Below are 19,024 nucleotides of genomic sequence, written 5' to 3'. Positions count from 1 at the left end.
TATGCTCGTGAGCGCCCGGCCCCTCGCGGGACATGGCATTCGATGAGTACGCGGGACCGTCTCCTCGCCGTGCTCGCGGCATTTCTCTGGGCGCTCACGTTCCCGATCAACGGGGCGGCACTCGAGGAAACGCCGCCGCTCTTTTTCGCCATGCTCCGGTTCGCTGCGACCAGCCTCTTCATCGTCGTCGTGCCCCGGCCGGCGGTCGGCTGGGGCATGCTCGGGCTCCTCGGGCTGTTGCTCGGCGGGGGGCAATTCGGCTTCATGTTCGTATCCATAAGCCTCGGCATGCCGTTGGGGCTCGCCTCGCTGCTGATCCACACGCAGGCGATCCTGATCATGGCGGCGGGTGTGCTGCTGTTCGGCGAACCGTTGCGACGGCCCCAGGCCGTCGGCCTCGTGCTGCTCGTCATCGGTCTGGCTCTGCTCGTTGCCGCCCGCTCCGGACCGGGATCGTTGATGGCCTTCGGGCTGATGGGGTGCGCGGCGGGCTGTGCGGCGACCGGCAACCTTCTGCTCAAGCGCCTCAAGGGCGTGGACATGGTCGGGGTGGTGGTCTGGATGAGCCTCTCGGCGCCGCTGCCACTGCTCGCCCTCTCGCTCGCCTTCGAAGGTGACGGTTCGCTCGCCAGCCTCGTGGCGGGCGCCACGTGGGTCACCGTCGGGGCGGTTGCGTTTTCGGCTGTGCCAGCGTCCATCCTCGCCTATGCCATCCTCGCCAGGCTGCTCTCGACCCACCCGGCCTCGAGCGTCGCCCCGTTCTTCCTGCTGGTGCCGGTGTTCGGCATCACGCTCTCGGCTCTTCTTTCCGGCGAGCGGCTGAGTGCGCTGGAACTCATCGGCTGCGGCGTGGTTCTCGCGGGGCTGGCGGTCGCCGTGGTGCGACGCCGATAGGGACGGCTGCGGCGGGCTTGCTTCACGTCCACAGAAAGCGTCACGGAGAATAGATTCCCCATTTGCCGGGAAACACTGCTTGCGCATAGTCGCAGGCACTGATTTGGCCAACGACGAGGAGATCGCCATGAGGAAAGCTACCGTGACATGCGCCGCCCTGGCGGTCGTTCTCGTGGCGGCGGCACCGGGTAGCGCCGGTGCGGCCTGTTTCAACAAAGCCTCCGAGGGCACGGGCGGCGACGTCGAGGGGGCCAAATTCCAGGCCTTCGAGGCGATCCTGCAGTCGTTCAGCTGGGGCACCTGGGCGTCGTGGATGACCACGGGGCAGACACCCGGCTACAAGATCACGACGAAATACAAGTGCAAGTCGGGCACGGGCCTCGGCGTCACCTGCAGGGCCAACTCGCGCATCTGTCCGAAATAGGCAGCGCGGCGGACATAGGGGCGGGCGCGCGGGTTCAGCGCCCGCGCTTGATGTCCTGGACGGCCTGCTCGAGTGCCTCGAGGAAGCGAGAGCGGCTGCGTGCCGAGAAGGCCGCCGGGCCGCCCATGTTCTCGCCACCGGCCCGGAGGTCCGCCATCAGCGAGCGCATGGCCATGGCCATGCCGATGCTGTCGGTGGTGAAGGGGCGCCCGTCAGGGCCAACCACCTTGGCGCTGCGCTCCAGAACGCGTGCTGCAAGGGCGATGTCCGCGGTCACCACGATGTCACCGGAGCCCGCATGCTCGGCGATCCAGTCGTCGACTGCATCGAGCGCGCCACCGACGATCACACGGCGAACCAGCGGGCTCGCCGGAAGGCGCATCCAGGCGTTGGCGACATAGGAAATCTCGGCGCCATGTCGCGCGGCGACCCGCAGGGCCTCGTCCTTGACCGGACAGGCATCGGCATCGACGAAGAACCGCAAAATCTTCTCCCCATCCGGTCGGCTGGCGCGCGCGGTCCTTGTGACCGCCGGTATCTCAGTTGAGCTGCGTGATGATGCCGGAGCCGTCGGATGCCAGATCGCGGCCGTCGAGCCATACGTCGCCACCGCCGACACGCTTGCGCATCTGATCGACCCAGCTCGAGGGAACGCCGACGGGGCGGAAATAGCGGTTGAAGAACTCGTCGGTGATCATGCTGCGCTGGAGATCGGAAATGCCCTTCTCCTTGTCGCTGATCGCCTCGCGAACGCTCACCTGATGGAACATCCAGCGGCTCTCGGGCCCGGCGAAACGGGTCTGGCCGCGCAGGTAGATCGGCACGCACATGGAAGCGCAGTTGTCATCGTCGTCGACGGCGGTGTCGAGACGGTGCGTCTTCTTGATCGTCTCGAGCAGCCGGATCACGTCGTTGCCATGGCTGAGGAGGCCGCCAGGCGAACTCAACACCAGGAGGAAGCGGTCGGCGTGATCGCGATTGGCATTGAAAGCCTCGGCGATTTCGCTGGCCATCGGATGCTCGATGGGGCCGCGCCATTTCAGCACGACGGTGCCGGGTTCGCTCTTTTCGATGCGCACATCGAGCGAGCCGGCGTCCGCCGCCATCTTGTCGTAGGCGCGATCGGCAAAGAAGACGATCAGGCTCAGCATCACCAGCCAGACGACGCGGTTCATGGTCGTGCTCTGCAATCTCCTTGGACTCGCGCCGGCCGTCACTCCCGCGCGCACCCGATTGAACGTCGGAGGGCGCGCCCGACTTTGCAAGATGGCGCAGCCCCGGGCGCCCTGTGCCCGTCGTCACAATGGAGCGATCAGAGGCGCTTCGGCCGGGGCCCGATCGACGATGACCGCAAGAGTGCCAGTTGATTCAGCCGATCACAAGGCGTGCGCCCGCCTCCTGGGCGAAGCCGAGGGCCTCGGTCCCGGCGAGACCGTGGTCCTGAGCCATGGCGAGGGGGTGAGGGCAGGCCTCGAGCCTGAGCACCGGAAGCCGGCCGCCGCCTTCGGCCTCGAGCTGGCCGGAAAGACCGATGGTGTCGGGAAAGCCGGGCAGCCGGTTGGCAAGGGCTCCGGCGACACGCCGTGTCCCCTCGACGGCATCGTGTCGCGCCTGCCAATGGGGCCAGAATTCGCTTTCGCCGACGAGGCACCAGACGAGCCAGCCAAACCGCTGTGCGGTGCCCTCGACGGGCACCGAAAGGCGGGCCCGGAGGAAATAGTCCCGGTCGTCGAGCACGCACGCGTCGCGCGATAGAACGGCACGGGCGAGGCGCTCGTGCTGCGGCAGGGCGTAATAGGCGAGCGGGGCGGCGAACGAGACGTCGGGCAAGCCCCGATGGATCTCGCCACAAGCACCGCAGCGATAGCGCAATTGCCCGAGCGGGGCCTGCGGCCGTTCCAGGTCAAGCGTGGGCAAGGCGTTTCCTCCGAACGCACAACTCGATGGCATTCCTAGAGAAAACGAATTGAAAGAGGGTTTATGGGAAACGTCGGGACGGGTGCGGACAGGGTTAGCTGATTGTTAAGCCGCGAGAGTCAAATTCGCGGAAAGCGGCCGTCTGGCCGGGGCGGGAGCACGAGGCCCGTCGCCGAAAGGGGGAACGATCATGGGCAACAGGTCGGAAGCGGTGATCGCCGGGATCCGTGCGCAGGGTGCGGTGAGCGCCGGCGACGTGCTGGCGCTGCGGCGCGCCTTCTACGAGGACGGCGCGATCTCGGTCACGGAGGCCGAGGCGCTGCTGGACATCGAGGCCACCGCCGACGAGCGTGATCCGAGCTGGGCACCATTCTTCATCGAGGCGCTGACCGATTTCACGGTGCACCAGGTGGCACCGGCCGGATACGTGAGCGCTGAGAATGCGGACTGGCTGATCGCGCGCATCACTGCGGACGGGCAGGTGCGCACCGCGAGCGAACTCGAACTGGTGATCTCGATCGCGGATGCGGCGCGCTGGGTTCCCGAGAGGCTGACCCGCTTCGCGCTCGCACAGGTCAAGGACGCGGTCCTCGGCGTCAGCGGACCGCTTGCCGACGGGCGCGGGCTCGAACCCGGCGTGATCGGGGCGGCCGAGGTCGATCTCATCCGGCGGATCCTCTATGCCGCGGGCGGTGACGGCAACATCGCCATCACGCGCGCAGAAGCCGAGATTCTCTTCGACATCAACGATGCGACCCGAGAAGCGGAAAACCATCCCTCCTGGTCGGACCTCTTCGTCAAGGCGGTCGCCAATCACCTGATGGCGGCGGCCGGCTACGCGCCGCCGACCCGCGAGGAGGCGTTGCGCCTCGAAGAGTGGCTGGAGGAACGTGGCTCGGTCAGCGATTTCCTCGGCAGCATGTTCTCCGGCGGCTTTCGCGCCGTCTGGGAGAAATACCGCGAGCAGTCCGCCGAGGAGCGGGCGCTGGAGCGCCTTACCGAGCAGCGCCGTCAGATCCTACTCGCCGAGGAGGTCACGTCGCTCGAAGCGTCCTGGCTCGCCGCCCGCATCGGACGAGACGGTGTCCTGCACGAGAACGAGCGGGCGTTGCTGCGCTTCATCAAGCAGGAGTGTCCGCAGATCGATCCGGCGCTCTCGGAGCTGCTGGCGGCCGCCTGAGGCCGGCGTTCGAAGCGCGGCGGCCCGCCCGGCACGGCGGACCGCACCTCGAATGGGGGCCGCGATCGGCGCGGTGTGCAACGCCGGACGACATCCGGTGATGCATTCCGCCCGCGTTGCCCGCACCGTCACATTTCCCGACCAACTGATGATATACGCCGAAAGCGCGCGCTGGCGGTGCCGTAGTGGCACGCGGCGCGGGTGGCGTGGGTCGAGACGCGGGATGTGACATGAACGACGGTCAGGGCGGTTTGGGCGCGGGGTCGTGCTTCGACGAGGACTTCGCCTATGTGAAGGCGCTGGCGGCCCGCGAGATCGACGATGCCGAGGAGGCCGAATTCGTCCTCGAGCAGATTTACCGCACCCTGCTCAACATCAATCCGGCCAAATACGATGTCGCACGCGTGCGAGCGGCGGCGGGGCGCCACGTCGGCGAACTGTTCGCATTGCGCATGGGGCTGCGCGACCAGATCGCGAGCTGGCACGCACGGGGCCTGATGTCGCCCGGGGCCGAGCGGGCCCTCAGAAACACGTTCCGCGCCTGCCGCTACGCGGGCGATATGATGGGTGAACTCATCGCCCCCCGCCGCGAAGGGCAGGATGGCGAGCCGGTTGCCAAGCGTGCTTTCAGCGGCAGCACGGAAACCCAAATTCATCCACGCTATGCGGGCGAAGGGGCCGTCACATTCAAGTCCGGTGACGTCCTGCTGATGCGTGGCGGCATGCACAACAGCGCGGCGATCGCACGTATCGGCGATGTCGATTCCCAGTTCAGCCACGTCGGCATCGTGCACATCGGCAAGGACGGCGCGGAAAGCGTCGTGGAAGCGCTGATCGAGGAAGGTACGGTCATCGCGACGCTCGATCACGTCCTCGAACAGGGGCTCGCGCGCCTCGTCCTGCTGCGGCATCGTGATCCGGCGCTCGCCCATGCGGCCGCGACGACCATTCACGAGGTCGCGAGTGCCGCCCTCGCCCGCAACCGCCCCATCCTCTACGACTTCTCGATGCGGCTCGAGGGATATGACGAGCTCTTCTGCTCCAAGCTGATCCGCATGGCCTTCGATCACGGCTCGGCTGGGCGCATCATGCTGCCGACCTTTCCGACCCGCATCTCCATGCGCAACCGTGATTTCCTCGATCGGGTCGGGGTCAAGGCCTCGACAACATTCGCGCCCGGCGACATGGAGCTCGAGCCACTGTTCGATGTCGTCGCCGAGTGGCGCGACTTCGAGCGCACGGCGCGTGTGCGTTTGCAGGATCTGCTGATGGACAAACTCTTCGAGTGGATGGAGCAGCACGGTTACCGCTTCCGGGAAACGTTCGCGATCCGGCTCATCTCGGTGCTCGGGCGTTTCTCCAGTTATCTGTCGCGCGACGCCAAGGAGATCCTGGCCGACGTCGTTCCCAAGGTCCCGGTCAACATGAGCCGGCGCACGATCGCCGCCGTGGCGATGCTCCACAAGACCGCCGAGCCGATCCTCGGGCACCTGCTCGAACTCGAGCGCCTGTCGATGGCCAACTACGGCCGTCCGCTGCATCCGCGCCAGGTGGCCGCTGAACTCGAAACCTATCGCGGCGAATTCGGCCGCAGCCTCGGCTATCTCAAGAGCTGATATCGGGCGAGGGGCGGCCCGCGTAGGGCACGATCGGCCTGTGGGAATTGCCGCCGGACCGGGCCTTCTAGCCGCATGCCAACACAGTTCTGACACACTGGCGTGTCCGGTTCTGGCCGCCTGGGCCCCGGGCCATCGCGGGGGCGGGCACGACGGGTTCGCAGGGGGAATTGGGGGAGAGGTTTGTCCATGCAACTTGCTCGATTGGTCCTGGCCGTTGCCGGCCTGGTCGGGGTTGCGGCGATTCCCGTGGAGGCCGCGCCGCGTGCGTTCGTCTGCGAGTTCGCGGACGGCCAGAGCTGGACCTACGGCCTCACCGGGTTCAGTGCCGGTCAGCCGGTCAAGTTGGCCTTCACGATCCAGAATGTCGATGAAGCCAAGGAGACGGCCGTGCTCGTCTCGCAGACCGGCGGCGTGCCGTTGAAGCTCGTGCGCGCCCTCGATGCGCAGCACTTCATCGAGGTCACCGTCGCTGGGTTCCTCAACATTACGACCATCTACGAGCGCGAATCGGGGCAGGAAGACTGGCCGGCCGTGCACTCCCGCCACCTCGGCATCATCGGTCAACCGCTGGTCTCGCAGTTTCGTGGCAGTTGCCGGCCAACCGGCCAGTCCTGATGCCGCGGCCGCGTCGGCTGGCCATCCGGGCGGTACCCCAGGGATGCGGTCGGCGCAGGAGGCGCCGGGATGGAATGGCGTGACGAAGGCATCGTGCTCACGGCGCGTCCGCACGGGGAGACGAGCGCCGTGGTCGATCTGTTGACCCGCCGACACGGCCGTAGCAGCGGCCTCGTCAGGGGCGGGCGTTCGCGGCGGCTGCGACCGGTGCTCCAGATCGGCAATCACGTGGACGTCGTCTGGAAGGCACGACTCGCAGACCATCTCGGCAATTGCACGCTCGAGTTGCGCGGAGCCTATGCGGCGCGGGCCATCGAGAACCGGGTCATCCTGTCGGGCCTCCAGTCGCTGGCTTCGCTCGCCCGTCTCCTGCCCGAGCGCGACCCCCATCCCGAGTTGTTCGAGGTGACGCTGTTCGTGCTGTCGCTCGTCGACGAGGTCGAGATCTGGCCGGCGCTCTATGTGCGCTGGGAGCTGGCATTGCTCGGCGAACTCGGGGTCGGGCTCGATCTTGCGAGTTGCGCGGCGACTGGGGCGACGGACGATCTCGCCTTCGTCTCACCGCGCTCGCGGCGAGCGGTGTCGCGCACGGCCGGTGCTCCCTATGCCGACCGGCTGCTGGCGTTGCCCGCGTTCCTGCTGCCGGGCGCGGGCCGGTCCGCGAGCGCCGACGACATCCGTGACGGGTTGGCGCTGACTGGCTTCTTCCTGACGCGGGACGTGCTGGAGCCGCGCCAGATGGCGCTTCCGGAGGCCCGGCGCCAGGTGCTCGCGGCGTCGTGAGGGCAGCTTGGCCGTGGGCGGCCTCGAAAGCACTTCGTTGTTCGACATTGTCTGCTAGCTTCTGGTGCCTCCATATGATCGGGGAGGCGGACCCGGCTTTACCGGGTCCCGCTGATACGGAGGAAGCCTGGACAGCCTGCCGATTGGAACAACGTCGGATCGAGCCATGCCAATGAAGCGGACAGCAGCCATTCTTCTCACGATCGCAGCGCTCACCGTCGGTCAGTTCGTCGGCACGCCGCAAACGAACGCCTCGTGCAGCGATCGTCCGGCACCCGGGATCGATTGGTCGGGCTGCAAGAAGATCGGCATGCTGTTGAGCAACGAGGACATGCGCGGCGCCAACCTCGAGCGCACCATGCTGGCCTCGACCCGACTCGTGGGCACCAACCTTGCCGGCGCCAACCTCGAGCGGGCCGACCTCACACGGGCCGACCTTGCGAACGTGGATCTGACCGGTGCCAGCCTGCACAAGGCGGTCGGTCACCGTACGGTCCTCAGCGGTGCCCGGCTCGAGCGCGTCGACCTCGAGAAATCCGACTTCAGCCGGGCGAATCTTTCCGGTGCCAACCTCGCCGCGGCCCGCATGGCCGAGGGGCAGTTCAACCGGGTGCAGTTCGAGAAGGCCATCCTCCGGCAGGCCGATCTCAAGTACGCCAATCTCTCGCGGGCAACATTCGCGGGCGCCGATCTCACCGGTGCGGACTTCACTCATGCCTACCTGCTTCGCGCCCATTTCGAGGACGCGGACATTTCTGGCGCAAAAGGAATCACGCAGCAGCAACTCGAAGTGTCCTGCGGGAACTCGGCGACGCGGCTGCCGAGCGGGCTGACGGCACCCGGCCATTGGCCCTGCGAGGCCTACTGATCCGGCAGCTGGCCCGAAGCGGGACCGGCATCGATGTCACGGCCGGTCGGCGTGTCCGTCATGGCCACGAAAGCGCCGCGTCGCGCGCCGGAGCAGCAGCCAGACCACGGCGATCACGACCGGCACGCTCACCGCGGTCACGAGAGAGGCCGAGACCGTCAGGCCGAGCAGCTTGTGGCCCTCGAAGCCCTTTGAGATGTAGCCAATGAGGCCGACGACGTAGTAGCTCACGGCCGCGATCGACAGCCCCTCGACGGTCTGCTGAAGGCGCAGCTGCATCTGTGCTCTGCGGTTCATCGAGGCGAGCAGATCGCGGTTCTGGCGCTCGAGCTCGAATTGGATGCGCGTGCGCAAGAGTTCGGCGGTTCGCAGCAACTTGCGCGAGAGCGTATCCTGTCGCTTCTCGATTGCGTTGCAAGTGGCGATCGCCGGCGTGAGGCGGCGGGCAAAAAAGGCCGAGAAGGTGCGCCCCGTGCCATAGGGGCGTTCGTGGATCGCCTTGATGCGCGCTTCGACCAGCTCGCCATAGGCGCGGCTCGCACCGAAGCGGAAGCTGCTCTCGGCCGCAAGGGCTTCGAGACGGGCGGCGAGGTCGGTCAGTCGGGTGAGAAGGGCCTGGTTCTCGCCGACGCCCGTGGAATCCGCGATCGCCCGCGTCACCCCGGCGAGTTGATGCTCGAAATCGCGCACCAGCGGCGCGGCGGAACGGGCGACGGGAAGTCCCAGCAGGGCCAGCGTTCGGTACGTTTCGAGTTCGAGAAGGCGTTGTACCAGGGCGCCGGCCTGGAGGTCCGTCAGTCCCTCGTCGAGAACGAGGATGCGCGTGAACCCGGTCGGATCGGCCAGAAAGTCCGTCGCGACGCGGGCGGCCCCGGCCTCGGCTTCGACGATGCACAGACTGCTGCGATCGAAGATCTCATCGAGACTCACGCGAAGACTGTCGGCCGGCACGATTGTCAGGCGTGTCGCGACCAGGAGTTGACCGGTGGGTCGCAACCCGAGTTCGCCGAGCGTCTCGATGCTGCCCGATCCGAAGAGCTTGTCGCCATCCCCTTTCCGGGTGCCGAGGCGAACCGTCATGAATTCGGTGTGCTGTTCCCAGCGCACATCCCAGGGACCCGAGGCGAGGCGATGGAAACTCGCGTTCGGCGCGGGTAACGCCTGGCCACGGGCCCGGGCCATCGAGGCGAGGGCCGCTCGCGTCATCTCCTCGTCTCCGTCCCCGCTCAGGACGGCGAAATGCAGGTAGTGCCTCGGCGGGACGACGGGATCGAACGGGCGCGCGTGCATTTCGCCGAGCAGGCTCTCGCGCTGCGGGTGCTCGACGAGACGGCTCACCCCGGTGTCGTCGCTCGCCAGTTGTCGTGCCGGGTCTTTCACACGCCAGCCTTCCTCATTCGCATGACCCCTAATCCCTACGCCGGGAACCGCAGCCCCGATGACTGGAAACGTCCGACACCAGCCTCGCAGCCGGTCGCGTGTCCGTCAGAATAGCCGATTGCACCGGGCCCGGCTGTGGCCCAGGGGCCCTTGCGGGACCTGCCGTGCGATGGCACCTCGGGTCCATGAGCGATAAACCGATTCTGCCGCCGGACGGCGGTGAGCCATACGAGCCGGTGGGGCTGCGCGAGGCGCTCGAGGAGCGCTATCTCGCCTATGCGCTCTCCACCATCATGCACCGCGCCCTGCCGGACGTGCGGGACGGCCTCAAGCCCGTGCATCGCCGGCTGCTCTATGCGATGCGCAACCTGAGGCTCGATCCGGACTCCGCCTTCAAGAAGTGCGCGAAGATCGTCGGCGAGGTGATGGGTGGCTTCCATCCGCACGGCGACCAGGCGATCTACGATGCGCTCGCTCGCCTCGCTCAGGATTTCGCGGTCCGCTATCCGCTGGTCGACGGGCAAGGCAACTTCGGCAACATCGACGGCGATAACCCGGCCGCCATGCGCTACACCGAGGCGCGCATGACGGATGTCGCGGCCCTCCTGCTCCAAGGGATCGACGAGGACGCGGTCGATTTCCGCCCGACCTACGACGGGGCCGATCAGGAGCCGGTCGTGCTGCCGGCGGCCTTTCCGAACCTGCTCGCCAATGGCTCGAGTGGCATCGCGGTCGGCATGGCGACGTCGATCCCGCCGCACAACGTCGATGAACTCTGCGCCGCCGCGCTGCATCTCATCAGGCATCCGAAGGCGACGACGGCCGACCTCATGCAGTTCGTGCCGGGACCGGATTTCCCGACCGGCGGGATCGTGGTCGAGAGCCGCGAGGCGATCCTCGAGGCCTACGAAACCGGGCGGGGCGGCTTTCGCCTGCGTGCGCGCTGGCAAAAGGAGGAGACTGGGCGCGGCACCTACGTGATCGTCGTCACCGAGATCCCCTATCAGGTTCAGAAGTCGCGGCTCGTGGAGAAGATCGCCGAACTCCTCCAGGACAAGCGCCTGCCGCTGCTCGCCGACGTCAACGACGAATCGGCCGAGGACATCCGCCTCGTGCTGGAGCCCAAGAGCCGCACGGTCGATCCCGTCGTGCTGATGGAATCGCTCTTCAAGCTGACCGAGCTCGAGACGCGCTTTTCCTTCAATATGAACGTGCTTTCCAAGGGGCTCGTGCCGAACGTCCTCGGTCTCGCCGAGGCGCTGCGCCAGTGGCTCGACCACCGCAAGGAAGTGCTGATCCGCCGCTCGCGGCACCGCCTCGCCAAGATCGAGAACCGGCTCGAAGTCCTCGACGGCTACCTCATCGCCTATCTCAACCTCGACGAAGTGATCCGCATCATCCGCTTCGAGGATCGGCCCAAGGACGAGTTGATGGCGCGCTTCGGGCTCACCGAGGTGCAGACCAACGCGATCCTCGAGATGCGCCTTCGGGCCCTCAACAAGCTCCAGGAGATCGAGATCAGGGGCGAGCACGATCGCCTCTCCAAGGAGCGCGCCGAACTGATCGACCTGCTCGGATCGGACAAGAAGCAGTGGTCGCGCATCGCCGACGAGGTCGAGACAACGCGTGAGAGCTTCGGCAAGTCGACGCCGCTCGGGCGCCGGCGGACCTCCTATGGCGAGGCGCCGGAGATCGAGGTCGATCTCGCCGAGGCGATGATCGAGCGCGAGCCGGTGACCGTGATCCTCTCGGAAAAGGGCTGGATCCGGGCTATGAAAGGGCACATCGACGATCTCTCCAAGGTGCCGTTCAAGGAGGGCGACAAGCTGAAGCGCGTGGTCAGGGCGCAGACCACCGACAAGCTCCTGCTGATGACGACGAACGGGAAATTCTTCACTCTCGCGGCCGACAAACTGCCCGGCGGGCGTGGCCATGGCGAACCGGTGCGCCTCATGATCGACCTCGAGGAGAACCACGAGACGGTCGAACTCTTTGCGCATGTGCCGGGGCGCAAGCTGCTTGTGGCCTCGAGCGGCGGCAACGGATTCGTGGTGCCGGAAGACGAGTTGATCGCCATGACGCGCAAGGGGCGCCAGGTGCTGAACGTCACCGAGCCCGACGAAGCGTGCATTTGCGTCCCCGCCGAGGGGGACAGTGTCGCGGTGGTCAGCGAGAAGCGGCAGATGCTGGTTTTCCCGCTCTCCGAGATCAACGAGATGACGCGCGGTAAGGGCATCCGCCTCATGCGCCTCAACAAGACGACGCTCCTCGATGCGCGCGTCTTTTCGATGCGCGAGGGGCTTTTCTGGACCGATCCCGCCGGCCGCCGCCAGGGCATGAGCAACGCCGATGAATGGTCCGGCGCCCGCGCCTCGGCCGGCCAGCCGGTTCCGCGCGGTTTTCCGCGTTCCGGCACCTTCGGCCCGGCCTTCGGCTGAGCGGCGCGCCCTCCAGGGACACGGCCCTTCGGGCTCCTCTCCTGGGTCCCGGATGTGCGGCGGGCCTTGCCCGCCTTCTCCGGGACGCGTGATGTGACGATCCCCGAATGCGGCGCGCCATCCCCACGATCCCCGGATGCGGTGCAGCACGAAGTGGTGCCCCGCTGATCCGGGGTCGCCATGAAGGGAGCTGAACGCGGGCGGTCCCGGGTCTGCGGCGCACCGTTCCGCTTTGCTCCACGCTGCACCGCGCCCGGGAGCCGTGATGTGGCGATCCCCGGATGCAACGGGCGCCGCCCCCTCGTGAAACGGTGATCCCACGCGGCAGGTTGCGCGCGGCCGGCGCGGGTGGTTGATTGGGCCGCGATCGCACGCCCGGCCACAGGCGGGCGCCGGCCGACGTCACCACCTTCCAGAGGAGGCCCGCCATGATCTTCCGGCAGCTCTTCGATCAGACCTCCGGCACCTACAGCTACCTCATCGCCAGCCGGCGGGGGGCGGAGGCGCTCATCATCGATCCCGTGCTGGAGAAGGTCGACCGCTACATACACCTGTTGCGCGATCTCGACCTGCGTCTCGTCAAGGCGATCGACACGCACATGCATGCGGACCACGTCACCGGGCTCGGGGCGCTGCGCGATCAGACCCGCTGCATCACCGTGATGGGTGAACAGACCAAGGCAGATGTCGTCTCGATGCGGGTTGCGGACGGTGACAGCATCGATATCGACGGCATCCGCCTCGGCGTCATCTACACGCCCGGGCATACGGACGATTCCTACTCCTTCACGATGCCCGATCGCGTTTTCACCGGCGATACGCTGCTGATCCGCGGTACCGGGCGCACGGACTTCCAGAACGGCGATGCGCGGGCGCAGTACGATTCGCTCTTCAATCGCCTGTTGCGCCTGCCGGAGCAGACGCTCGTCTATCCGGCGCACGACTACAAGGGCGATACCGTCAGCACGATCGGCGAGGAGCGCCGCTGCAATCCGCGCCTCCAGGTGCCCTCGGTCGATGCGTACGTCGAATTGATGGCCAGTCTCAATCTGCCGAACCCCAAGATGATGGACGTGGCGATACCGGCGAACATGCGCGTCGGGCTGGCGCAGGAGGACGTTGCCAGCCGCGGCCTCGCCATCGATGCGCGCGAGGCCATCGGATTGGTCGAGCGGGGGGATGTCGCGTTGGTGGATCTTCGCGAGCAGGGCGAGCGGGCGCGCACTGGCGCCATCCCCGGGGCGCTGCATCTGCCCTACCAGCAACTGCCCGAGAGCATCGCTCCAGGCGGTGTTCTCGCCATGCTCGGGCGCGACCGTCGCCTCGTCTTCTACTGCGCGTTCGGTGAGCGCTCGGCGATGGCGGTGCAGGCGGCCGAGGATGCCGGCCTGGCCGGTGCGGCGCACATTTCCGGCGGTCTCGCGGCTTGGCGGGCGGCGGGCGGACCGCTGTCGAGTTGAGACGATACCATTATTGCGTGGGTTGCGGGGTGCCGGCGTCCCGAACCCCAGCCGGGCGAACACCATGAACGACACCTCGGGCTCCCGCTTTCGCTACCTCGACGATGGCCGCGCGATCGCTTTCGCGATGGTGCTGGCGAGTTCGGCCGCGCTCTGGCTGTTGATGTTCTCGGGCATGGAGCGGGGGTTGCCGGAGCCGATCGCCGTGCTGCTGGAGGCGATCGGCACGCGTGTGGACTTGCCGGGTCCGGATTCGCACGCGCACGCCTCGGGTATGGGCAGCCTCGCCGGTCTCACGGTGATGTGGGCGCTGATGATGGCGGCGATGATGCTGCCCGCCATGGCGCCGGTGCTGGCGAGCTATGCGCGGCTCGTTGCGCGCGAAACCGCAGGGTTCCAGCTCGCCCTGCGGCTCACCCTCTTCATCGCCGGCTATCTGGCGGTCTGGGGGGTGGTTTCGTTCGCGCTCGCCGCGCTCCAACTGCTCGCGGCCGAGATGCCCGGATTCTCGCGTGCGGGCACCCTCGCCGGGCCGCTGGCCGCCGCCGCCCTGATGCTCGTGGCCGGTCTCTATCAGCTGACGCCGCTCAAGGCGGCCTGCCTCACCAAGTGCCGACATCCGCTCACCTTCCTCCTGGCGCACTGGCGGGAGGGCAACGCCGGAGCGCTCGCGCTCGGCCTTCGTCATGGGGTCTATTGCCTCGGCTGCTGCATCGGGCTGATGGGGCTGATGTTCGTGCTCGGCGCCATGAACGTCTGGTGGATGGCGCTGCTGACGATCTATTTCGTCGCCGAAAAGACGCTGCCCCATGCCGAGCGCTGGGGGCGCGCCTTCGGCGTCGTGCTCATCGCGCTGGCCTTTGCGATTGCGGGTGGCGCACTCGCCTACTAGGTTCGTTCCATGGGTTGCGGCGTGCGGATGATTTGACAGGACGGGGAGCAAAAAAGGATGGCGGACAAGAAGGCGGGCGAGATTCCGGCCTGGTCGATCAAGGGGGAGCTGGCGCTCAACTGTAGCTGCGACGTCTTTTGCCCGTGCGTCGTCTCTCTCGGTCAGGCAAAGCCGAGCGAGGGGTTCTGCCATGCCTGGCTCGCGGTGCGGATCGATGAAGGCAAGTGGGGGCGCACCTCGCTCTCGGGGCTCAACGTCGCCTTGCTGCTCGACATCCCGGGTAAGATGGGGGACGGCAACTGGACGGTGGCGGCCTACATCGACGAGCGCGCCAGTGACAAGGCGTTCGATGCACTGCTTGCGATCTTCGGGGGCAAGGCGCGGGGGACGACCGGGCTCTTCAAGCTGCTGGTCGGCAATTTCCTCGGCGCCCGGCGGGAAACCGTCGAGTACGTGACCGAGGGCAAGGTGCGGATGATCAATGTCCCCAAGGTGATCCAGGGCGCCGTCGAGCCGATCAAGGGCGCCGATCCCGAGGCCGAGGTCATGGTGCGCAACACGGAGTACTGGATGGGGCCGGACGTGGTCGTCGCGCGGGCGCTGAAGGGCCGTGTCCGGGATTTCGGGCGGGTCTGGAACTTCGAGAACCGGTCCGCTGAAATCTGCCAGATCTCGTGGATGGGGCCGTGAGGGCTCGACGCGCGGGTCAGCGCGCCGACGCTTCCTCGACGCGCGGGGTCACCTCCTGCCAGCCCTGCTGCGTCAGGTGCTCCTGCGGAAGGTATTCGGCCTTGTAGGTCATCTTGCGTGAGCCCGCGATCCAGTAGCCGAGATAGACGTACGGCAGGCCCTTGGAGCGCGCGAAGGCGATGTGCTCGAGGATGATGTAGCGCCCGAGGCTGCGGCTGGCGAGGGCGGGATCGAAGAAGCTGTAAACGAGGGAAATGCCATCGCTCAGCGTATCGGTGAGGGCGCAAGCCACGAGCCGGCCGCGTCTGTTGGCACCCCGGCCCGGTTGCTCGCTCGCGCGCTCACGGTACTCGGTGAGGCCGGTGTCCACGCTCGTGTCCGAGACCATCAGGTGGTAGTCGAGCACGCTCATGTCCGCCATGCCGCCGTCGCCGTGCCGGACGTCGATGTAGTCGCGAAAGAGATCGTATTGCTCGCTGGTCGGCCGGTTGGGCAGGCGGGTTGCGACCAGCGAAGCGTTGGCGCGCAAGGTGCGGCGCTGGTTCCGCGTCGGCTCGAACCGGTCGACAGGGACCCGCACCGACGTGCAGGCGTTGCAGCCTTCGCAGTAGGGCACGTAAGCGATGTTCAGGGAGCGGCGAAAGCCGCCGCGCAACAGGCGGTCGACCACGGCGGGCGACTTGTCCCGGTTGAGATGCGTGAACAGCTTGCGCTCGAGCCGGCCCGGCAGGTAGGGGCACGGTTGCGGCGAAGTCACGTAGAACTCCGGGAAATCCTTGCGCTGCTCCGTCACGGTCTGCTCGTTCCCCTGCTGGCCGGCCTGTTCTGCCTCCGCAGATGAGCCTAGCAGAGGCACGAAAGTGCGGCGAGCCTCGCGCGCGGGTGTGACGGGATCCGAACGAAGTCGTGCGAACGCGTGATGGCCCGCACCGGTTCTCGTTCGGGTGGTCCGGACGTGCCAGCGGTTGTCCCGACGATCAGAGCAGAGAGCCGCCGAAGGCGGTCGGCCGGCAGGCGAGGCTCACGGTCGCGAGGCGTGCGCAGAGGTTGACCGCCTCGGTCTTGTTGCGGAACGGCCCGGCGATCAGCCGATAAGGATTGGCGCCGCCGTTGTTCGAGGCGAGATAGCGGGTTCCCAGTCCCTGGAACAATTGGGAGTGGCGTTCGTTGAGGAGGTCCCAGCTGAGGCGGATGGCCTCGATGTTCGGCCCCCTGGCGAGTTCGACGCCGTAGGTTCCCCGGTCGGGCAGCGGCACGACGGGCGGAGGTGGCGGCGGGGCGGCGACCGGGGTCACGCCGGCCACAGGCTGGGCCGGCGCGGTCGCCTGGGGCGGGGCGACGATCAGCGACGGCGCACTCACTTGCAGGCTGCTGGCGATCTCCTGCGACGATACGATTTCGGGTGTGCCGCCACCCGCCGGGAAGGTGACGCCCTCGATTTCGGCCGTGGCCGCAGGTCCCTGCCCGGGAGCGTCCGGCACACCGACGACGACCTGCGGCGTAGTGGCGGCGGCTGGCGTCGGGCTGTCCGTGCCATCGGTGCCAGAGATTTCGGTGCTGGCCACCTGCGGCAGGACCTGCTCGATCTCGGTCCGCCACGCCTGCAACGTGGTGACGTCCTGGCGTACGGCGACCGTCTCGCGGCGCACCTCGGCGACCGTGCGCTTCAGGGATTCGACGTTCTCGCTGATGGTGGCGATGGCGCGCTCCGTGGCACGGGCTTGCTCGGTGAGCTGGGTGGTGTCGAGCGCCTGCGGCCGCGCACCGGAAATGGGAAGGCGGTCGCTGAGTTTGTCCTCGCCGATGGCGAGAAACGCAATGTATCCGATGGCCCCGATGGCCAAGGCGCACCAGCCGAGCAGGTAGAGCTGCATGCTCGGGTTCGTGCTCTCGTTGGCAGCGACTTTGCTCATCCCATCATCACTCGCTTTGTGCCGAGTCCGTGCCAGGCTCTCTGCAATCCAACCCGTTCCGCCTCCATGTCATCCGGACGCAGCAGCGGTTCGCAGGGGACCCGGTCTCTCGTCCACTGCTCGATCGCACGAGGGTTTGGTGAGTCAGCTTCTGACGTCAACGTGCCGGGTCGCCGGGTCGGCTCTGGTGCGTGCGCGACTGTGGATAATGGCGCCGATGCAACATTTGTGACTGGCGGGGCTTGGTTCACCGGGGGTGCCGGCCGGTTATCCGAAGAAACGTGAATTGATCGCCGAGACACTGGAACCCGACCGAACATCGTGCCAGAGCCAGTGACGCTGCGTGGTGGGCGAGCGAATCGCCCATCCTCGCACTCTCGTTTCCGGGTTCCGGCGCCGGGCCGTAAGGGGGTGATCGGGTTGCCGGGGGACGTCGGGGGAGCGGTCCGTCCGGCCCCCCCCATGGAACTGGCCACGGTGGCCATTCGCGACCGGTGGGAATTGCCCCGTCGGACACTGGAGCCGGCAGGAGAGCCCGAGGACACCATGACAACGAGACCTCTGCTGGTCATCATCCTCGCCGCTGGCAAGGGCACGCGGATGCGCTCGGCGCGCCCCAAGGTGCTGCACGAGATCGCCGGCCGCTCGATGCTCGGGCACGTCGTCGCCTCCGCGACCGAACTCGGTGCCAGCGCGATCGCCGTGGTCATCGGTCCGGACATGGACGACGTGCGAAGGGAGGCCCTGCGCTGGGCACCCGCCGCCAGCATTTTCGTCCAGGAGGCGCAGGCCGGAACGGGTGATGCGGTGCGTGCCGCCGGACCCGCGATCGCCGCGCACGATGGCGACGTCCTGGTGCTCTATGCCGATACCCCCTTGATCACGGTCGCAACGCTCGGGCGCATGCGCGAGCGTCTCGCGCAAGGGGCGGACATCGTCGTGCTCGGCTTTCGTGCCGCCGATCCGACCGGCTACGGCCGCCTCATCACACAGGAATCCGGCATCCTCGTCGCCATCCGCGAGCACAACGACGCAAGCCCCGCCGAGCGGGCGATCGAGTTCTGCAACTCGGGCGTTCTGGCATTCCGGGGCCAGAATCTCTCCGGGTTGCTCGCCAGCCTCGACAATCGCAACGCCAAGGGCGAGTTCTATCTGACCGACACGGTCGCCATCGGTCGGGCGCGAAACCTTACCGCCGTGGCGCTGGCCTGTGAGGAAAGCGAGGTCCTCGGCATCAACAATCGCGTGCAGTTGGCCGAGGCCGAGGCGCTCTGCCAGCACCGGTTGCGCGAAAGGGCGATGCTCGGCGGCGTGACGATGCGCGATCCCGCGAGCGTTTACCTCGCTTTCGACACCCGCTTCGGACAAGACGTGACGATCGAACCGAACGTGGTGTTCGGCCCCGGCGTCGAGGTCGGCGAGCGCGTCACCGTCCGGGCGCACAGCCATCTCGAAGGGGTGCGCATCGGCGACGGTGCCCAGGTCGGACCGTTCGCGAGATTACGCCCCGGCACCGTGCTCGCCGCCGGTGCGCGCATCGGAAACTTCGTCGAGGTCAAGGCCGCAGAAATCGGCGAGGGCGCCAAGGTCAACCACCTCTCCTACATCGGCGACGCCTCGGTCGGGGCCAAGGCCAACGTCGGTGCCGGCACGATCACCTGCAACTACGATGGCTATTTCAAGCATCGCACGGAGATCGGGTCCGGCGCGTTCATCGGCTCGAACTCGGCCCTCGTTGCGCCCGTGCGCATCGGTGTCGATGCCTATATCGGATCGGGCAGCGTGGTGACGCGCGATGTCGCCGATGGCGATCTGGCGCTGACGCGCGCGACCCAGGACGTGCGCCCCGGCTGGGCGACGCGCTTTCGCGAGCGCATGGCTCGCATCAAGGCGGAGCGCGACGCGCGGCGCGATGGGCGAAAGGGTGGTGGCGGGGACGAGCATCATTGAT

At 67.2% G+C, this 19,024-nt stretch carries 18 protein-coding genes; 12 read left to right on the top strand and 6 right to left on the bottom strand.

The features are described 5' to 3' along the window. Positions 1 to 42: 42 nt before the first annotated feature. Both GC150_15595 and GC150_15590 read left to right on the top strand, forming a co-directional pair. On the top strand, positions 43 to 894 hold the full coding sequence (locus GC150_15595) for an EamA family transporter (protein ID MBI1386330.1): 852 nt from the start codon (positions 43 to 45) through the stop codon (positions 892 to 894). Positions 895 to 1,021: 127 nt separating this feature from the next. Beyond that, positions 1,022 to 1,318: a hypothetical protein gene (locus GC150_15590; protein MBI1386329.1), complete on the top strand. Its 297-nt coding sequence runs from the start codon at positions 1,022 to 1,024 to the stop codon at positions 1,316 to 1,318. A gap of 34 nt (positions 1,319 to 1,352) precedes the next feature. On the opposite strand, the gene GC150_15585 is transcribed toward GC150_15590, so the two are convergent. The 3 genes from GC150_15585 to GC150_15575 all read right to left on the bottom strand — a co-directional run bounded on the left by GC150_15585 (position 1,353) and on the right by GC150_15575 (position 3,268). After that, positions 1,353 to 1,805 carry a YaiI/YqxD family protein gene (locus tag GC150_15585; protein MBI1386328.1) on the bottom strand — a complete coding sequence of 151 codons (453 nt, stop codon included), beginning with the start codon at positions 1,803 to 1,805 and terminating at the stop codon, positions 1,353 to 1,355. A gap of 52 nt (positions 1,806 to 1,857) precedes the next feature. Continuing rightward, entirely contained in the window at positions 1,858 to 2,508 is a 651-nt protein-coding gene (locus GC150_15580) for a hypothetical protein (GenBank protein ID MBI1386327.1), read from the bottom strand. A 178-nt stretch (positions 2,509 to 2,686) separates the two neighbouring features. Continuing rightward, on the bottom strand, positions 2,687 to 3,268 hold the full coding sequence (locus tag GC150_15575; GenBank protein ID MBI1386326.1) for a DUF2199 domain-containing protein: 582 nt from the start codon (positions 3,266 to 3,268) through the stop codon (positions 2,687 to 2,689). Positions 3,269 to 3,425: 157 nt separating this feature from the next. Here GC150_15575 and GC150_15570 point away from each other — a divergent pair, with 157 nt between their 5' ends. From GC150_15570 to GC150_15550, 5 genes are all read left to right on the top strand, one after another. Then, positions 3,426 to 4,415, top strand: coding sequence for a hypothetical protein (locus tag GC150_15570; protein MBI1386325.1), 990 nt, complete (start codon positions 3,426 to 3,428; stop codon positions 4,413 to 4,415). 230 nt (positions 4,416 to 4,645) lie between these two features. After that, positions 4,646 to 6,031 carry a hypothetical protein gene (locus GC150_15565; protein ID MBI1386324.1) on the top strand — a complete coding sequence of 462 codons (1,386 nt, stop codon included), beginning with the start codon at positions 4,646 to 4,648 and terminating at the stop codon, positions 6,029 to 6,031. A gap of 189 nt (positions 6,032 to 6,220) precedes the next feature. Beyond that, positions 6,221 to 6,649 carry a hypothetical protein gene (locus GC150_15560; GenBank protein ID MBI1386323.1) on the top strand — a complete coding sequence of 143 codons (429 nt, stop codon included), beginning with the start codon at positions 6,221 to 6,223 and terminating at the stop codon, positions 6,647 to 6,649. Between the two features lie 69 nt (positions 6,650 to 6,718). Further along, positions 6,719 to 7,432: a DNA repair protein RecO gene (recO, locus tag GC150_15555; protein MBI1386322.1), complete on the top strand. Its 714-nt coding sequence runs from the start codon at positions 6,719 to 6,721 to the stop codon at positions 7,430 to 7,432. Between the two features lie 166 nt (positions 7,433 to 7,598). After that, complete coding sequence (locus GC150_15550) at positions 7,599 to 8,300, top strand: pentapeptide repeat-containing protein (protein MBI1386321.1); 702 nt, start codon at positions 7,599 to 7,601, stop codon at positions 8,298 to 8,300. 36 nt (positions 8,301 to 8,336) lie between these two features. Here GC150_15550 and GC150_15545 read toward each other — a convergent pair whose 3' ends face one another. Then, a complete protein-coding gene (locus GC150_15545) occupies positions 8,337 to 9,590 on the bottom strand; it encodes a DUF3422 family protein (GenBank protein ID MBI1386320.1) in 1,254 nt (417 codons plus the stop codon). A gap of 275 nt (positions 9,591 to 9,865) precedes the next feature. Here GC150_15545 and parC point away from each other — a divergent pair, with 275 nt between their 5' ends. From parC to GC150_15525, 4 genes are all read left to right on the top strand, one after another. Next, positions 9,866 to 12,118, top strand: a complete 2,253-nt coding sequence (gene parC / locus GC150_15540) for a DNA topoisomerase IV subunit A (protein MBI1386319.1) — start codon at positions 9,866 to 9,868, stop codon at positions 12,116 to 12,118. Between the two features lie 428 nt (positions 12,119 to 12,546). After that, positions 12,547 to 13,578 carry an MBL fold metallo-hydrolase gene (locus GC150_15535; protein MBI1386318.1) on the top strand — a complete coding sequence of 344 codons (1,032 nt, stop codon included), beginning with the start codon at positions 12,547 to 12,549 and terminating at the stop codon, positions 13,576 to 13,578. Then, entirely contained in the window at positions 13,499 to 14,470 is a 972-nt protein-coding gene (locus GC150_15530; GenBank protein ID MBI1386317.1) for a DUF2182 domain-containing protein, read from the top strand. Before GC150_15535 ends, GC150_15530 begins: the two co-directional genes overlap by 80 nt. 57 nt (positions 14,471 to 14,527) lie before the next feature. Next, on the top strand, positions 14,528 to 15,160 hold the full coding sequence (locus GC150_15525; GenBank protein ID MBI1386316.1) for a DUF1326 domain-containing protein: 633 nt from the start codon (positions 14,528 to 14,530) through the stop codon (positions 15,158 to 15,160). 16 nt (positions 15,161 to 15,176) lie between these two features. Here the strand turns inward: GC150_15525 and GC150_15520 are convergent, their stop codons facing one another. After that, on the bottom strand, positions 15,177 to 15,953 hold the full coding sequence (locus GC150_15520; GenBank protein MBI1386315.1) for an arginyltransferase: 777 nt from the start codon (positions 15,951 to 15,953) through the stop codon (positions 15,177 to 15,179). Between the two features lie 184 nt (positions 15,954 to 16,137). Continuing rightward, the gene (locus tag GC150_15515; protein ID MBI1386314.1) at positions 16,138 to 17,073 is read right to left on the bottom strand and encodes a hypothetical protein; all 936 of its coding nucleotides are present in this window, start codon (positions 17,071 to 17,073) and stop codon (positions 16,138 to 16,140) included. A gap of 546 nt (positions 17,074 to 17,619) precedes the next feature. On the opposite strand from GC150_15515, the gene glmU reads away from it, so the two are divergent. Next, complete coding sequence (gene glmU / locus GC150_15510; GenBank protein MBI1386313.1) at positions 17,620 to 19,023, top strand: bifunctional UDP-N-acetylglucosamine diphosphorylase/glucosamine-1-phosphate N-acetyltransferase GlmU; 1,404 nt, start codon at positions 17,620 to 17,622, stop codon at positions 19,021 to 19,023. The last annotated feature ends 1 nt before the right edge of the window (position 19,024 follow it).

The sequence above is a fragment of the Hyphomicrobiales bacterium genome (assembly GCA_016125495.1).
Classification (GTDB): Bacteria; Pseudomonadota; Alphaproteobacteria; order Rhizobiales; family RI-29; genus RI-29.
The sequence above is the reverse complement of the archived record's forward strand: the minus strand, read 5'-3'. Positions and strand labels throughout refer to the sequence as shown.

Bases quoted from the DNA above. Each gene is read 5' to 3' on its own strand.
- GC150_15595 (MBI1386330.1), top strand. From the start codon at position 43: ATGAGTACGCGGGACCGTCTCCTCGCCGTGCTCGCGGCATTTCTCTGG.
- GC150_15590 (MBI1386329.1), top strand. From the start codon at position 1,022: ATGAGGAAAGCTACCGTGACATGCGCCGCCCTGGCGGTCGTTCTCGTG.
- GC150_15575 (MBI1386326.1), bottom strand. From the start codon at position 3,268: ATGCCATCGAGTTGTGCGTTCGGAGGAAACGCCTTGCCCACGCTTGAC.
- GC150_15570 (MBI1386325.1), top strand. From the start codon at position 3,426: ATGGGCAACAGGTCGGAAGCGGTGATCGCCGGGATCCGTGCGCAGGGT.
- GC150_15565 (MBI1386324.1), top strand. From the start codon at position 4,646: ATGAACGACGGTCAGGGCGGTTTGGGCGCGGGGTCGTGCTTCGACGAG.
- GC150_15560 (MBI1386323.1), top strand. From the start codon at position 6,221: ATGCAACTTGCTCGATTGGTCCTGGCCGTTGCCGGCCTGGTCGGGGTT.
- recO (MBI1386322.1), top strand. From the start codon at position 6,719: ATGGAATGGCGTGACGAAGGCATCGTGCTCACGGCGCGTCCGCACGGG.
- GC150_15550 (MBI1386321.1), top strand. From the start codon at position 7,599: ATGCCAATGAAGCGGACAGCAGCCATTCTTCTCACGATCGCAGCGCTC.
- GC150_15545 (MBI1386320.1), bottom strand. From the start codon at position 9,590: ATGCACGCGCGCCCGTTCGATCCCGTCGTCCCGCCGAGGCACTACCTG.
- parC (MBI1386319.1), top strand. From the start codon at position 9,866: ATGAGCGATAAACCGATTCTGCCGCCGGACGGCGGTGAGCCATACGAG.
- GC150_15535 (MBI1386318.1), top strand. From the start codon at position 12,547: ATGATCTTCCGGCAGCTCTTCGATCAGACCTCCGGCACCTACAGCTAC.
- GC150_15530 (MBI1386317.1), top strand. From the start codon at position 13,499: ATGCCGGCCTGGCCGGTGCGGCGCACATTTCCGGCGGTCTCGCGGCTT.
- GC150_15525 (MBI1386316.1), top strand. From the start codon at position 14,528: ATGGCGGACAAGAAGGCGGGCGAGATTCCGGCCTGGTCGATCAAGGGG.
- GC150_15515 (MBI1386314.1), bottom strand. From the start codon at position 17,073: ATGAGCAAAGTCGCTGCCAACGAGAGCACGAACCCGAGCATGCAGCTC.
- glmU (MBI1386313.1), top strand. From the start codon at position 17,620: ATGACAACGAGACCTCTGCTGGTCATCATCCTCGCCGCTGGCAAGGGC.